The organism is Photobacterium sp. S4TG1, assembly GCF_036040035.1.
Lineage (GTDB): Bacteria > Pseudomonadota > Gammaproteobacteria > Enterobacterales > Vibrionaceae > Photobacterium.
On the sequence record NZ_JAYXUH010000001.1, the window covers coordinates 199,402 to 214,518 of the forward strand.

The 15,117-nt window shown below is 40.0% G+C and carries 12 protein-coding genes; 2 read left to right on the top strand and 10 right to left on the bottom strand.

Annotated elements, in window-relative coordinates; all coding sequences use genetic code 11:
* Nucleotides 1–212 precede the first annotated feature (212 nt).
* Entirely contained in the window at nucleotides 213–719 is a 507-nt protein-coding gene (locus tag VXS03_RS01030; protein WP_327761478.1) for a MarR family winged helix-turn-helix transcriptional regulator, read from the top strand.
* 45 nt (nucleotides 720–764) lie between these two features.
* On the opposite strand, the gene VXS03_RS01035 is transcribed toward VXS03_RS01030, so the two are convergent.
* Nucleotides 765–1,094 carry a hypothetical protein gene (locus tag VXS03_RS01035; protein ID WP_327761479.1) on the bottom strand — a complete coding sequence of 110 codons (330 nt, stop codon included), beginning with the start codon at nucleotides 1,092–1,094 and terminating at the stop codon, nucleotides 765–767.
* 297 nt (nucleotides 1,095–1,391) lie between these two features.
* Here VXS03_RS01035 and VXS03_RS01040 point away from each other — a divergent pair, with 297 nt between their 5' ends.
* A complete protein-coding gene (locus VXS03_RS01040; RefSeq protein ID WP_327761480.1) occupies nucleotides 1,392–2,237 on the top strand; it encodes a LysR family transcriptional regulator in 846 nt (281 codons plus the stop codon).
* Here the strand turns inward: VXS03_RS01040 and VXS03_RS01045 are convergent.
* The 9 genes from VXS03_RS01045 to cmoM all read right to left on the bottom strand — a co-directional run bounded on the left by VXS03_RS01045 (nucleotide 2,188) and on the right by cmoM (nucleotide 15,107).
* A complete protein-coding gene (locus VXS03_RS01045) occupies nucleotides 2,188–2,967 on the bottom strand; it encodes a TSUP family transporter (protein ID WP_327761481.1) in 780 nt (259 codons plus the stop codon). The two genes, VXS03_RS01040 and VXS03_RS01045, sit on opposite strands and share 50 nt — an antisense overlap.
* Nucleotides 2,968–3,083: 116 nt before the next feature.
* Entirely contained in the window at nucleotides 3,084–3,539 is a 456-nt protein-coding gene (locus VXS03_RS01050; RefSeq protein WP_327761482.1) for a group II truncated hemoglobin, read from the bottom strand.
* Nucleotides 3,540–3,639: 100 nt separating this feature from the next.
* Nucleotides 3,640–6,120, bottom strand: coding sequence for a trimethylamine-N-oxide reductase TorA (gene torA / locus VXS03_RS01055; RefSeq protein ID WP_327761483.1), 2,481 nt, complete (start codon nucleotides 6,118–6,120; stop codon nucleotides 3,640–3,642).
* A 31-nt stretch (nucleotides 6,121–6,151) separates the two neighbouring features.
* Nucleotides 6,152–7,336, bottom strand: coding sequence for a pentaheme c-type cytochrome TorC (torC, locus tag VXS03_RS01060; protein WP_327761484.1), 1,185 nt, complete (start codon nucleotides 7,334–7,336; stop codon nucleotides 6,152–6,154).
* A gap of 40 nt (nucleotides 7,337–7,376) precedes the next feature.
* Nucleotides 7,377–7,547, bottom strand: coding sequence for a periplasmic nitrate reductase, NapE protein (locus tag VXS03_RS01065; protein WP_327761486.1), 171 nt, complete (start codon nucleotides 7,545–7,547; stop codon nucleotides 7,377–7,379).
* Between the two features lie 220 nt (nucleotides 7,548–7,767).
* The gene (gene mukB, locus VXS03_RS01070) at nucleotides 7,768–12,228 is read right to left on the bottom strand and encodes a chromosome partition protein MukB (RefSeq protein WP_327761487.1); all 4,461 of its coding nucleotides are present in this window, start codon (nucleotides 12,226–12,228) and stop codon (nucleotides 7,768–7,770) included.
* Nucleotides 12,228–12,974 (bottom strand): chromosome partition protein MukE, encoded by a 747-nt coding sequence (mukE, locus tag VXS03_RS01075; protein WP_327761488.1) that lies wholly within the window; start codon nucleotides 12,972–12,974, stop codon nucleotides 12,228–12,230. The genes mukB and mukE overlap by 1 nt, the downstream gene beginning before the upstream one ends.
* Nucleotides 12,955–14,277 (bottom strand): chromosome partition protein MukF, encoded by a 1,323-nt coding sequence (gene mukF / locus VXS03_RS01080; RefSeq protein ID WP_327761489.1) that lies wholly within the window; start codon nucleotides 14,275–14,277, stop codon nucleotides 12,955–12,957. The genes mukE and mukF overlap by 20 nt, the downstream gene beginning before the upstream one ends.
* On the bottom strand, nucleotides 14,274–15,107 hold the full coding sequence (gene cmoM / locus VXS03_RS01085) for a tRNA uridine 5-oxyacetic acid(34) methyltransferase CmoM (RefSeq protein WP_327761490.1): 834 nt from the start codon (nucleotides 15,105–15,107) through the stop codon (nucleotides 14,274–14,276). The genes mukF and cmoM overlap by 4 nt, the downstream gene beginning before the upstream one ends.
* Nucleotides 15,108–15,117: the final 10 nt, after the last annotated feature.

A 15,117-nucleotide genomic window follows, 5' to 3' on the forward strand; every position in this document is an offset into this window, starting at 1 on the left:
CATTTCCATAAAACACTTAATTTTACAATTTTGAAACACTTTGGTGTGCAATCACTGACATGTAATTCCTTTTATCTATAAATAAATTAACTAGATACAGATAAAGAGCAATGCAAACATTATAATTCTTGTATACTCTCACCATGAAAGTACCTTATACATTAGAAAGATTTTATAGCGTTACTACACACAGATTTAATTGGGAGAGTTAGATGGATAGGCACGAAGAAGTATTGATTGCGCTACGACAAATTATTCGAGCAATTGACCTACATTCTAGAAAGTTGAATAAGAATGCCGGACTAACTGGTCCACAGTTAGTATTAATGCGTGCAATTCGTGGATCGGGTGAAATTACTATTCGTCAGCTATCTAATAACACCAATATGAGCCAAGCAACAGCGACAACAATTCTTGACCGTTTAGAAAAACGAGGCTTAGTTGTTCGTCAGCGAAGTGTACTTGATAAACGTAAAGTTCATGCTCATTTAACTGAGGCTGGCGTAACGTTACTTGATAAAGCACCATTACCGTTACAAGATAGTTTTATTTCTCAATATCAAGAACTAGAAGATTGGGAACAATCACTATTACTTTCTTCAGTACAACGGATTTCAACCATGATGAATGCCGAGCACCTAGATGCGGCACCATTACTTGAAGTTGGCAGTATTACAAAACAAGAGAAAGTAAATATAGACAGCTCTGACGACGAATAGCAACATCAAAAACCGACATTATTGTCGGTTTTTATTTAATTAAGACTATCCAGCTAATACAGGATCAACTTGATACTTCATTAATGTTGATGGCATTGGTTGTTGTGTTAACTCATACATAGCTAATACTAATGCTTGCTTAATTGCAACTTCATCATGTAACTCAACCGCAGATAAAGCACGATCCAGTGCCTGCTTTATCGCTTCTGCTTTCATGCGTATTAACATTATTTGTTCTTGTTCTGACAAGGCCAATTGAGTAATAACGTGTAAATTCGATTCAGTATTGTGAGCATGACTCAAAACACTGAGCTGTTGGCTTAGTAAATCTAAGGTATAAATCGTATTAAGTAACGATGGTGGAGATTTTATCATTGTAATATCCTTATTTATCAATGAAAAATAAATATTAATTTATAGTAATGCATATTTGTTCTGCAAGTTGTTAACGCGATCAAATAAGAGATATTACATAGAGTTAGGCAATATTTTACTCATTACCCCCTGTTATTATTACTGATAAACAAAACAGCAAAGACATCACCGCTATACACTCAACTTATATCTTTAAAACATTATATGTTCCATAGCACACTCTTCTTTTACTCACCTAGCCTCAATCGCTATCATCCCGTATTATTGATTCCTCTCTTTCATCAATGGAACCAACCAATGTTACTTGAAGGTATTGAAACGTTATTAGTACTCGCGGAAGAAGGTACTATGAGTCGCACTGGCAGTCGGCTGTATATTAGCCAATCAGCAGTAAGCAAACGGATTGCTAAATTAGAAACAACGTTAGGAACAAAGTTGATTATTCCAGCAGGAAGGTTAATAAAACTGACCCCCGATGCGCATGCGTTAATCAAAAACGTTGGGCCTAGTTTTAATGAAATTCGAGGGCTGATTTTTGAACATCAAAATATCGATGATCAAAGTATTATTACAATTGATTGCTCTGAAACTTTAGTCGCAGGGTATTTATCACATACATTAGGGCAGTATTTTCAATATGATAAATATATTTCCATTACCACCCACCATACGCCAGTCATTGTTGAAAACATTCAATCGGGTAAAGCATCAATTGGCTTTTGCGCTGGGCATTTACCTGCTAATTCTCACTTTATTGCAGAGCATTTAATGGATGAACCTTTCAAAGTCGTTTTTAATCAGCCACTACGCACATTACCTACCACAATTATGGCTAATGATTTAAGAAATCCATCCAATATATCTCAAGCTGCAATACTGCAAAAGCAAGGGATCACACCAATAATGGAAATGGATTCATACACCGCTTCTGCACAATTAGCACTAGCAGGCATGTTACCCGCCCTAGTGCCTAATTCGATAGTCAAAACCTTAAACATTGATACTGAGTTTTGTTTTGAATTTGAAGAATTAGCAGAACTAACTCGACCAATTCATCTAATTTATCGCCAAAATAGCTATAAATCACCGCGAGTTAAAAAACTAATTGAAACCATTGCGGGTGCTGTTGCCACAGCAACTTAATTGCCATTCCCATCGACATAATCACAACCATTGGTCGAATAAAGCGTTGGCCTTTGCTAATAACAACGTGTGCACCTAATCGGGCGCCAATAAAACCACCAGCAGCCATAATTAAACCTACTTTCCAGATCGGCAGCCCAGCCAAAATAAATAATATCAAAGCGGCAATATTAGAAGTGAAATTTAAAACTTTAGTACGAGCCGTTGCTTCTACTAATCCCAATTGAGCTATAACAACAAAGCAGATAGTAAAAAATGAACCTGTTCCAGGGCCAAAGAAACCATCATAAAAACCGATACTCGTACCGACTGAAAACGCAAAAGCAGCTTCGGATAATTTAGGAGTACCGCCCCCTGTACCAATATTGGGAGAAAATAAGAAATACAGTGAAATACAAACCAACAATATAGGAATAAGACTTGTCAGTATGCTCGCATCAATATACTGCACTAACACTGCACCCGCAGCTGAACCTGCAAATGTACAACCTATAGCTAATCGCATTTGTTTAAGGTTAACTAACCCATTGCGAACAAAATACCAAGATGCTGAAAAACTACCAAATGAGCTTTGTAGTTTATTGGTTGCCAATGCTTGAGCCGGTGGAATCCCAACAGACAAAAGTGCCGGCACTGTCAGCATTCCTCCGCCACCAGCTATTGCATCGATAAACCCAGCAGCTAGCGCAACACCAAATAAAATTACTAATACATCTATACCTAATTCCATTTACGATCACTTTATTAATCAACATACTAATAGCAGAATAATAACGGTGATTAAGTATATCGAACAGTGAAAGCTAGGATAGCAACCCATTCCGGTTTGGAATAGGTTTATGAGGCCTAATTTTGATTACGGCAGATCTCAGCTGGAAAAGACAATTGCACCATAATAAAACGCTTAAATAACTCATCATATGGTTGATCATCAACCGCTTTTTGCATACACATAAGCCATGCTTGTTTTTCAGCTAAACCAATAGAATGACGATGATGAGCACTAGCAAGGTTCATACGCCCATATCGCTCAACATAATTATCTTTCCCACCCATCCAACCAATTAAAAATGTAGTTAATTTCTGCTGAGCTTCAGCCAAATCGTCACTGTGCATAGCACGTATCATTGCCGCTTCAGGTAAGCTATCAATATAATAATAAAAATCAGTAACAAGCTGTTGCACACCCGCTTCGCCGCCAGCGGCCTGTAAAATGCTCTCTCCTTGTTCAAACTTGGGAACGTTACGTTTTTTTACACCTGAAAAATCATCCCCTTCGGGGAACTCAACTTTATCAACCATTTCATTATCACTTTATTAAAATCCTTTTTTTATAGTATAAGAAATAAATAAAGAGCAGCTATTGCCACTCTTTATTATTTATTGTTGATCACAGATTTAATTAACTCACATACAGAGGTCCACTAAAAGAGGTAACAGGAGGAACTTTTCTCGTGAATTTTTCAAAATTAACCACCACCGTATTAGCACTGGTTGCTTGAGCAAGCTCTGAGGTTGGTATGTCAATAGTTAACGTATTGGGATCGCCATAAGTATCAATAGCACCAATGTCATTATTAAGCGGTCCAAACCATGCCCCCTCTTCAATACGGATCACTCCGGTAGGATAATGACTTGAAATTACGGCTCCAGCTAACAACTGTCCACGATCATTAAACACTCTTACAATATCACCGTCTTTAATGCCTTTTTTCTTCGCATCTTCAGGATTGATATAAACAGGTTCATGCCCTTTTACGGCGTAAGTATTACGGAAATCTTCAGAATCACACATTTGTGAATGCAGGCGTTTATTGGGATGGCATGATTGCAACCAAAAAGGGAATTGGTCTGACTTAGGTCCACCATGTGAACGTTCTTCTTTTTCAAACCACATTGGATGGCCTTGGCAATGTTCATAGTTATACCGCGCAATTTTACGGCTATAAATTTCAATAAAACCAGAAGGTGTACCTAAGCTATTAATTTCAGGATCTTCTCTGAAAGCCGCATGACTAACATAGGTTTGATCGGTTGGAAACTCAACTAACCCTTGCTGCCAAAACTGGTTAAATTCTGGCATTTGATGCTTATCTTTGTTTGCTTTGCGGCAGTCATTATACAGTTGTTCTATCCACTGTATTTCTGTCATACCGCGGGTATACTGCTTACTTTTACCAAACCTTTCAGTTAATTCAGTGAATATCTGAAAGTCTGTTTTTGATTGATAAAGAGGATCGACCAATTTATGCATTGCCAGCACACCACTGGTTGAATAAGTACCATATTGATCTAAATCGTTACGTTCAAACTGAGTACAAGCAGGTAAAACAATATCTGAAAAACGACAAGTTGGCGTCCATGTATAATCAATATTAACCACCGTTTGCAGTTTCCTAAATGCCTCTTTCATACGGTTACGTTGCTGGTGATGATTCCATGGATTACAGCCACTAAACACCATCATTTTAATATCAGGTAAGACAACATCACTGCCGTTATATTGAATTTTCTTACCTGGCTCTATAATCGCATCAATCCAACGAGCAACGGGAATGGTCGAACTGTAACCTTTAAAATCAGTGTTATTCCAAATAGGCTGCTGACCTTCATCAACATTACGAGGAAAACCACCCGGCCCTGCCGCAGTACTAAAAGGTAAACCAACGCCACTATAAAAATGTGAATACGAAACCCCACCTCCAGGTAAGCCTATTTGGCCTAACATAGATGCTAACACCGCGCCCATCCAATACGGCTGCTCACCATGCTGCTGACGTTGCACTGCCCAACCAAACATTATCATCGTACGGTTTTTTACCAATCCACGAGCAAACTCTCGAATTGCATCTGCTTTAACACCACAAATAGGTTCAGCCCATTCAGGTGTTTTAGCTATTTTATCTTTACCCGTACCCAATAGATAAGGTAAGAACTCATTAAAACCAAGTGTGTACATTTCTAGAAATTGCTTATCGTACAAATCTTCTTTGTATAATGTATGTGCTATGGCAAGCATGAAAGGGACATCAGTTTGAGGATTAACGTATTGATGTTCACAATTAAAATATTTTTGCGATTTTGATACCACAGGATCAACCGAGATCATACGGATCCCACCATCGGCCACTTTTTGCTTTAATTGCGCATAATATTCATAAGAACCGTGAGTCTCACACTGCCAGCCAACTTGACTATTTTTTATCGGATCGTTTGACCACCATATTAAAGTTTTACAATCTTTAAGCACTGTCGACCATGTGGTTGCTTGCGCATAAACCTCCGTCGAGCCGAGTACATAAGGTAAAATAGTTTGCCCTGCACCCGTAGAATAATCACCGACTTTCTTAATAAAGTTACCATGCATACCCACTGCACGTTGCATGTGTGAAGTACAACTTTGGAACTGTCCTGTTTCTCGCCACCCGGTTTGACCTGCATGTAATGCCCACGGGCCATAGTCTTTCTGCACTCGTTGTAACTCTTGATAAAACAAATCTAATGCTTCATCCCATGTCACCCGCACAAAACGATTATTACCTCGAGTTTCGCCACTATATTTATTTTTCTTGAGCCAATCTAAGCGCACCATTGGATAACGCACTCGTGAGGGACTATATATTAGACCTTTGATACCATTGAGCATATCAGTAGGGTTTTTATCAAATTCTAACGGTTTAATTTCAGCGACTTGGCCATTATAAATTCGAGCTCGAAATGCGCCCCAATGAGATCCTGAGACTTTCCAAATACCCGAAACATCCGCTACAGGCGTATTAGTATCACTTGCTTGTGCTAGTTGTAATAATAGCCCAGGACCAATCACCGAAGCGGCACTGGTTGTTGCTACCCCTTGTAAAAATTTGCGCCGACTCAAAGACATAGATCTTTCCTCTTTTAAACGGAATACACTATCAATGTTTTTCTTTTGCAAAATCTGACGAATGATTTTGTAGATATTTCAAAACAATAGCTTCACTGTCGGTATCAAAATTCACAAATGCTAACATGCCATTAAACATTCCCGGCCACGTATTGGCATCAAAATGATTTTCGGCTGGTTGAGTATGACAGACACTACAATTGGTTTTATAAGCCGATTGTGCAACCGACCAGATATCATTAACATTACTTACAAATTTTGCTTTTTCGACCCATAAAGTGGCCGTCACTTGTTGCCATTTAAGCCCTGTTACATCATCTTCTTTTTCCGTCGTTCCTTTTACAATATCCTTATTTTGAGCCGCCGTTTTACTTAATGCTGCCGTCGGAATATTCATCCCAAAATCCTGATTAATAACGCGCCCAAATCCTTTCTCTTTACGCCAACCGTTGATTTCAATTTGTAGCATGTCATCTTTTACAGCGACAACTTTCACGCTCGATGCTGGCTCTAACGAACCACCATTTTGGGTTTTAGCTTGATCTTCATACATCGGGATAAACTGCATACTGTAATAGGTATTCCCTTGTTTATAATCAGTATTTTGTGCAATAGCCGCGAGTTCAGATACCATACCACCAGAAGAGTCCATATTTGCAGGTAAGTGGTGAGCTATACCTTTATGGCAATCGATACAACTTTGATCTTTTGCTGCAGCTTGTTTCATTTGTACTTGTGCTCGAGGGGACATTTCATCCCACTTCATACTGTCATAGCTATGGCAACTTTTACATTCAAGGGATTTATTAGCTGCAAAACGTTTCCACTCGTGTTGGGCGAGTTCTAATCGCTTCGCTTCAAATTTTTCAGGCGTATCAATGGTACCGACAATCGCCCCAAAAACTTCTTTACTGGCCTGCATTTTACGCGCAATTTTATCGGTCCAATTATGTGGCACATGACAATCAGGGCAAGTTGCCCTTACACCTGCATTATTCTCCCAGTGAATAGTGCCTTGTAATTCTGGATAAACGGTATCGCGCATTGAGTGACAACTAATACAAAACTTTTCAGTATTAGTAACTTCAAGTGCTGTATTAAACCCCCCCCAAAAGATAACACCTGAAATAAACCCACCAAGGGTAAGTACACCAAGACTTATCTTTGCTGCTGGACGCCAAAAGGTTAACCATAATTTTTTTATGAACGTCACCATTGCTCTCCCTCCGTTGCTTATTTCATCGAAACGTTACAACCTAGCCATGCCCTGGAGGACCAAAAACAAATACTTGTAACGCCCAGATCGTAAAACCATAGCCACTAACTAATGCTATAGATAACAATGGAAATAACAGAATAATAATGAATAAAAAGGCCCACCATTCATAGCGGCCTCGTTCTTGCTCAGTAATCTCAGTATTAGCCATAATTGACCTCTAGGTAATCATTACAATAGCGATATACCATTCACGAATAACAATGGATTAGTAAAATTATAGTCAATGATAGATAACATTCACGGCCAAACGATAAATAAGTTTCGACAATTTTGGGTTACTCAGCCCAATAACAGCCATAAAAAAAGCCAGCATTAATGCTGGCTTTTTGCTTCAACTCTCAAGAATCTATTAATTGATATAGACGCTTTTATACAGGCTCAATATCCAATAACGTTTGTATTGGCATTTCAACCTTAGGTTTATTACCAAAACCACGTAAACCCACTACATGCACATGTTCACGATCTTTAAATATTTTACGTACCAATTTATAAGTCGTGCCCTTTTCAGGACTGATATTCTCAGGCGCTGCAATTAATAGTTGCATATCTAAACGTTCACATAACTCAAATAACGTCGCAATAGATTTACCATCTAAACGCGCGGCTTCATCAAGGAATAATAAACGGCAAGGAATAATATCTTTACCGCGTAAACGGCGAGATTCTTCTTCCCAGCTTTGCACAACCATTAATAGAATTGCTTGACCAGTACCGATAGCTTCACCTGTAGATAACGCACCAGATTCTGCTTGTAACCAGCCATCTGTACCGCGGTTAACTTCAATATTCAGCTCTAGATAATTACGGTAATCCAGTAATTCTTCACCTAGAATTTGTGGTGAACGCTGGCCCATATCAATATGTGGGTTTAAACGCTGGAATAATTTCGCAATCGCTTCTGAGAACGTTAGACGGTTATTACCAAACAAATCATTATGCTGATCTTTTTGATCCAGTAACCCAAGCAGTAACGATTCATGCGTATCTCGTACTTTAACATTAAGGCGCACGCCACGTACCTGACCGAAACCTACACTTTGTAGACCTTGGTTAAGCATACGAATACGGTTCTGCTCACGTTGAATTGTTTTACGGATAATATTCGCTACCGAATCAGAACTGATTGCTAAGCGTTGTTCACGTGCCGTCAATTCTTCAGTTAAACGCGCTAGCTCAACTTCCATTTCTTCAATGGCTTCAACAGGATCATCGGTACGAATAATGTCGTGACGAATACGCTCACGCAGATGTTGATACACTGCAATATAGAACAATACCTTACGCTCAGGACGCGCCACATCTTCCGATGCACGTAATGCATCACGTAAGTTTTCATTATCAGCCACTGCCAGACGCAACGCACCCAATGCTTTGTCTGATAATGAACGTAATTCATCCGCTGACATGTACGCCATCTCACGACGATGTAAACGACGCTCAACATCACTTTCACGCGCAAGACGTAATACCGCACACCAGCCTGCTTTAGCATTAACAACCAGCTTACGGAAGTCTTGGTACTCTTTACCCACTTTACGTAAACGCTTCATCAAGCCTTTCATTTCAAGCTCAATTGACGTGGTTGATTTTTCTAATGTACTGCGACGATTACGTGAACTATGTAAACGTTCATTGAGTTCATTACGACGTACTAATGCACGTTCTTCGGCTTCAACATCCGCACGTACACCAAGCTCTTGTAACTCACGTTCAAACTCAAGCACGGTTTCATTCTTAGCTTGATGCGAACTTTTCAGTGATGCCAATAACTGATTATATTGGTTGGTTTGCGCACGAGATTGCTTCAAACTTGCACGAGCAGTATTACGTTGCTGCTCTGCTGTCGCTAATTTTAGTTTTAGCTGTTCATTAAGCTCTGAACTCTTATTCAATAACTCAACTGAATCAGCATAACTAAAGTGATGACGACGCTCTGCTAAATCTGCAACTGCAAAAATCAACGTTTTAAGTTGTTGCAATTTTTGATCGGCAGCTTCGTAATTCATTTGAAGCGCATCAAACTGCTCAGGATCGGCATCAAGAGCTGACACTAACCCTTCAAGTTCAATTAATGCTTTACCATGGCGATCAAGATAATTACGCGCCTCATCCATTTGTGATAATTGCTGTTCAACTTCAGCAAAACGTTCAGTTAGCGTTTCATCTTCAAGCAATGTTACGATTGGGTTTAATTTACCCAATAAGGTTAAACCTTCACGTGCAGCGGCCAGTTGGCTACGTTGTTGTTGCTCTTGTGCTTGCGACTCAGCTAGCTGACGCATGATCTGATTACGCTGATCACGTGCTTGTTTAAGCTCAACCTCAGGATCTGCATTGAATGCAATCGCCATATGGGTTGCTACAAAGCTATTAAAACTTTGGTATAAACGTTGTAATTTTTGCGAGTCAAATGCCGCTTTAGCATGATCTTCAACAACTTGATCACGCTCTTCACGTAAAAACTCTAACCGTTGTTCACGCGCTGCTCGACCAAACAGTGGGACTTTAGGAAAGCGCGAGTAACGCAGTTGACGATCATTGAGATGTACACATACCGCATTTTCAAGTTCATCAACATCAAAGCCGCTATCATCAAATGAGTCAGCATCACCTTCAATGATATAAAGGTCATCAGGACAATCATCTAGAGCAATTAGCTTTTCTTTAATACCACTTAAATCAGGCACAATAATAGCGTGGCGAGATGGGCCATACATTGCACTAAAATAAGGTGCATCGGCAAGCGTAATGTCATCATAAATTTCAGATAACATTGTACCGCCAAGCGTATCAGCTAATGCACGCAAACCTGAATTATCACTACCACCAGGCTGTGTCAAGTGCTCAATATCATACTCTAAGGTTTGCTTTTGTTGCGCTAATTGATCACGTTGTGCAGATACTTGACGTTCATTATCAAGTGTTTCTTGCATCGCATCCATAACAGCTTGACTGCTAGTTAACTCAACATTGGCTTGATCAGAAAGTGTCTCTAATGCATCTGATGCAGCAATCCACGCAGGAGCTGAAGCTTCAAGTGCAGTAATACGAACCGCTAAGCCTTGCTCGCTATGACGCATGTCATTACGCTGCTCGACTAAGCTTGCTTGATCTTGCTCTAAGCTTTCTAAAGTTGCTTCATGGCGCGCTTGTTCTTCTGCTAATGCCAATTCACCATCAATAGTGGTCGCAAATTTTTTCGCATACACGCCTGCTAACTCAATCGCTTGACGTTGGCTACGAACACTGCGCTCTAAATCACGATATTGCGCTTTTAGTTGATCGCCACGCTCAGAAACAGAACGAAGTTGACGGCCATGCTCAATGAGTTCACGCGCTTTATTACTCGCATTAGTACGATCAACAACACCCGCAATTGTCGTCACAATCGCTAAGCCTTTTTCAAACTGCTGTGCCGCAGCCGATGACATATCAAGTTTATGTTTTAATGCCAATAAAGCCGTTGTTTGCTGTTCTTGCTGCTGTTTAAGCTGTGATAAATACGGTGGTGCTTGATCTGCTAGCATTTGTGGATCACCCGATAGCTGGCGCGCCTTTTCTAATGCTTGCAATGCTTGTTGATATTGCAGCGCACGTGTCTGCTGCATATCTAATGCTTGTTGGTAATCTGCTAACTGGGTTTTTAAGCTATCAACTTCTTCTTCTGTTAGCTGTGATTGTTCTTCTGCTATTGCTAATTGCTCTGCAGCCTCTTCAACCACCATCACTTGCTCTTCAAGACGCTCTGTTAGCTCTTCAAGATCTTCTTTGTAGCGGGCGATTTTCTCAGCTTGACGAACCGCAGCTTGAACTAACTGTAAGTGATCAGATGCCGACTGGTGATCTTGCTCTAATGCATTTTCTTGATCAGTTAGCTCCGCTAACTCGGCATTCATATTATTTAATGATGACTGCTGATCTATCAACGTTTGGCGTGACCCCATTAGCTCACCACGTAAACGCAGGGTTTGTTCTAATTTTTGCTGACGCTCATTAGCATGGCGCATGTAGTCAGCGGCAACATAATTGGTTGCTTCTGAAATCAAATGCTTAAATAAGTCACGATCACTTTGAGTTAATTTAATCGCTTCTAGCGTCATACGGTTTTCACGTAATGCAGCTTCCATGTCTTGGAAGGCTTTTTTCACCCCAGAGTTATGCGGTAATAAATAATCACGCAATGAACGGGTGATCGCACTTGATATACCACCATATAGAGAGGCTTCAATTAGACGATAGAATTTTGAACGATCTTGGCTATTACGTAATTTCTTTGGTAATACGCCCATTTCAAACATTTGTACATGGTAATCAGTTACCGAGTTAAATGTTTTAAACTGCACCCCTTCGTACTGGCTGACTAGATCTTTAACATCATTAAGCTGACGAACACGTGCTTGGTTTTCAGAAATAGTTTCAACTAAAATTTCAGCGGGTTTGATATTTGATGGTAAACCTTGAATTAAAAATGGCTTAATATCCACTTTTTTATCACGGCCAGCCACTTGCTGTAATTTAACCGCAAAAATAATACGTTGCTGCTTTGAGTTAACCACATCCAGAGCGGCGTAACAGGCACCTGGTTTTAATTTACCGTGAAGGCCTTTATCACGAGAAGCATTTGAACTTCCTGCTTCAGTGGTATTACGAAAGTGAAGTAGGCTTTGGTCTGGAATTAATGTCGTAATAAACGCTGCCATTGTGGTAGATTTACCCGCACCGTTACCGCCTGAAAGCGTTGTCACCAAATTATCAATATCAAAAGTACGAGCAAAAAAGCCGTTCCAGTTGATCATGGTGAGCGATTGATACTTGCCGCGTTCCATTAAATACTACTCTCCTGTCCCGCTTGCTCTACATCTTGTTGCATTTCAAGCATTTCTTGATTATTAGTGTCAATATCATCAAGCAGACTTGATTGACTTGACGCTTGCTGGTGAACCACGGCTTCACCGTCACGAATCAATCGTAACTGTGCTTCACGAACATCATCACCTGTACGTACATCAGCACCAAAGCGGAAAACAGATTCACTGATACGGAACTTACCATTCTCACCAATAGGGATAAGCATTCCAAGGCGACGTAAACGGCGTAATGCGGTTTTTACTTTATCAAACAGCTTTTCACGATCAAGATCTGAACCTGAAGCGCGGTTAGTAACCAATTTCATTAACTTTTGTTCATCAGCTAATACCAACAACTCATCAAATAATTCTTGGTTAGTAAAGATACCTTCGTGAGCTAGACGCTCAGGGCTAAGGTAAAGAAAACATAAGACTTTACCCACTAGCATATCGATTTCAGATAATACTGAGCGACCAATCAATGAAGTCGAACGTGGGCGCAAGTATAAGAAACCTTCAGGTGCACGTACTAACTCAGCATTGTAGCGACGGTAAAACAACGCTAATTCTTTCTCAAACTCAATTAAATAAGCGTGGTTATCTAAATCTTCACTTGAAACATGGCGACCAGAACGCAGGGCGTTATCTAGTGCAGGGAAAAGTGGGTTAGCAATTGCTTTTGCCAACTTCTCCGGCATAAATTCTTCAATATTTGTCAATGACATGGGCTTGTACCTTGGCTCCGTATTCATTAATTGCTTTCCAATCAGGTTGAATGGCATTGAAATCAGCTTCGGAATACCCCATCCTTACAGCCTGATCAATCACAATCCGCGCTAAATCAAAATGTTGTGCATACGGATGTTGTGCCAAATAATCTTTAAGTAAAACACTCAAATTGATTGGTGCACCTGTTGCTTTGTGTGCTTTTAACATCAAACCGACTTTTTCAGCCAATTGATCGTTAACCAAATCAAGTTCTTCAAATTCCATTTCACCAGGAACAATACCGGTTACTTCATCATCCCGCAGAATTAAGGTTTCATCACGCATATCAAGTAGGCGTTCAGCGTCTGCAAATGTCAGTAACCATGGTGCATCGAAGTAATCAGTAACCGATTGGCGTAGTCGTTGACTAAAGGCTCGGTTTTTATCCATATCAATCGCAGTACGAATAAATTTATGCACGTGGCGGTCGTAGCCAATCCATAAATCAATCGTTTGTTGTCCCCAACTGATGATGCGATCTAACTTCATTTGCAGGATATAAATCATACCATCAACAAAATCAAGATCGTCACGGCCTTGAATCTCTTCTTGAATAGCAAGTAGCTGACTTTGAAGCTGATCACCCGCGGCTTGCAACGTATCTTGCAACTCACGCAATGTTGATGATGTTTCATCAAGTAAGACTTCACAACTACTGATAGCGGCTTGCCAATCTTGATTTAATAACTCTGCGATATCGAGCTTAACTTGCAGCTGTTGCTCATCCATTGCACGTTGGTTTAAATCGATACGATCAAATATTTCAGCAACGGAATATTTTAAAACTGCATGCACATTTTGACGCCAGTGTTTTTCATCACCGCCTTCTTGTGCTGCTGTTGCTGCTTTATTGATCTCATCGGCGACCATTGCTAGTTGAATCGATAACTTTAGCGTTGAGAACTCACGTTGGCGCACATAATAATCCGTAATGCCGAGCGCTAACGGACTTAATCGATAAATGCTAGCCCCGTCAGTAACCTCACTGGTAAAGCGCGATATTAGTCGCTGTCTTACCAATTCATTAATGGCGTTATTGGCGCGAAATGCCAGGGTTTCCTTGGTTTGGCCAAACATGTCGCTTACAATGCGAAATGCATCGACCAACTCACCTTCCCCTAATTCTTCATCAAAGCGATCACCGCTTAATACAGCAATCGCTAACAAGAACGCCAGCCGTTCTGTTGGTAAATTAAGGGCAAACTCATTGTTTTTGACCCAATTTACTAACTCAGGAACAGTCTGGGTAACTTCACTCATCCCTTGTCCTTATTGCTATCATTTAAATTTGTCACTACCGTTGATGTTACTTCTGTAAATGGCTTACGCGCATAGACATGGATATAACGGCCTAATGACAAAAAAGGTTCCTGACGACAAAGCTTTTGCTCCATATCAAGAACTTGTTCGAAACTGTAATCACCCATTCGATCATGATGCATGTAATCATGGAATGTGCGTACACCGGTTTTTCCCATTATGTCAAACCCAGCATCAGTTAGACACTGATATACGTCATCAGGCTTTATCCCTTGCTGAGGTTGTAATTTAAATCGTTTACGGTGTGGCATACCTTGTTCTATATGAGTTAAGTTACCACAAATCAGATTCTTAAATAGCAATCCATTATAGTTATAAAACATAACCGAGATAAAACCACCGGGTTTTACGTTATCTAATAAACCCATTAGTGTTGAAATTGGATCTGCTAACCATTCCATAACAGCATGAAAAAGAATTAAATCAACGGGTGCTTCTATATGTTCACCAATTTCTTGAATTGGTGAATGCACTAGCCGATATTGCTCAATTAGGCCATTTTTAGCAATTTCTTGCTCAGCTAGTGTCAACATTTCGCTAGAAAGATCACATAACGTCACTTTATGCCCAAGCGCCGCTATTTTTTGAGAAATCTGTCCAATGCCGCCACCTGCATCTAATACTTGCAAAGGTGAAGCACCATTCAATTCTTGCAATATATATTCAATATCTTGCCAAACAACAACTTGTCGTATTTGGCCTTTCGCTGTGCCATAAATATTATCAGCGAACTTTTTCGCCAAATCGTCAAAATTTCGGTCTTTTTTCATGGCTCATTTA

Excerpts from the sequence above, each read along its gene's own strand:
- VXS03_RS01030 (WP_327761478.1), top strand. The coding sequence starts at position 213 with ATGGATAGGCACGAAGAAGTATTGATTGCGCTACGACAAATTATTCGA.
- VXS03_RS01035 (WP_327761479.1), bottom strand. The coding sequence starts at position 1,094 with ATGATAAAATCTCCACCATCGTTACTTAATACGATTTATACCTTAGAT.
- VXS03_RS01040 (WP_327761480.1), top strand. The coding sequence starts at position 1,392 with ATGTTACTTGAAGGTATTGAAACGTTATTAGTACTCGCGGAAGAAGGT.
- VXS03_RS01045 (WP_327761481.1), bottom strand. The coding sequence starts at position 2,967 with ATGGAATTAGGTATAGATGTATTAGTAATTTTATTTGGTGTTGCGCTA.
- VXS03_RS01050 (WP_327761482.1), bottom strand. The coding sequence starts at position 3,539 with ATGGTTGATAAAGTTGAGTTCCCCGAAGGGGATGATTTTTCAGGTGTA.
- torA (WP_327761483.1), bottom strand. The coding sequence starts at position 6,120 with ATGTCTTTGAGTCGGCGCAAATTTTTACAAGGGGTAGCAACAACCAGT.
- torC (WP_327761484.1), bottom strand. The coding sequence starts at position 7,336 with ATGGTGACGTTCATAAAAAAATTATGGTTAACCTTTTGGCGTCCAGCA.
- VXS03_RS01065 (WP_327761486.1), bottom strand. The coding sequence starts at position 7,547 with ATGGCTAATACTGAGATTACTGAGCAAGAACGAGGCCGCTATGAATGG.
- mukB (WP_327761487.1), bottom strand. The coding sequence starts at position 12,228 with ATGGAACGCGGCAAGTATCAATCGCTCACCATGATCAACTGGAACGGC.
- mukE (WP_327761488.1), bottom strand. The coding sequence starts at position 12,974 with ATGTCATTGACAAATATTGAAGAATTTATGCCGGAGAAGTTGGCAAAA.
- mukF (WP_327761489.1), bottom strand. The coding sequence starts at position 14,277 with ATGAGTGAAGTTACCCAGACTGTTCCTGAGTTAGTAAATTGGGTCAAA.
- cmoM (WP_327761490.1), bottom strand. The coding sequence starts at position 15,107 with ATGAAAAAAGACCGAAATTTTGACGATTTGGCGAAAAAGTTCGCTGAT.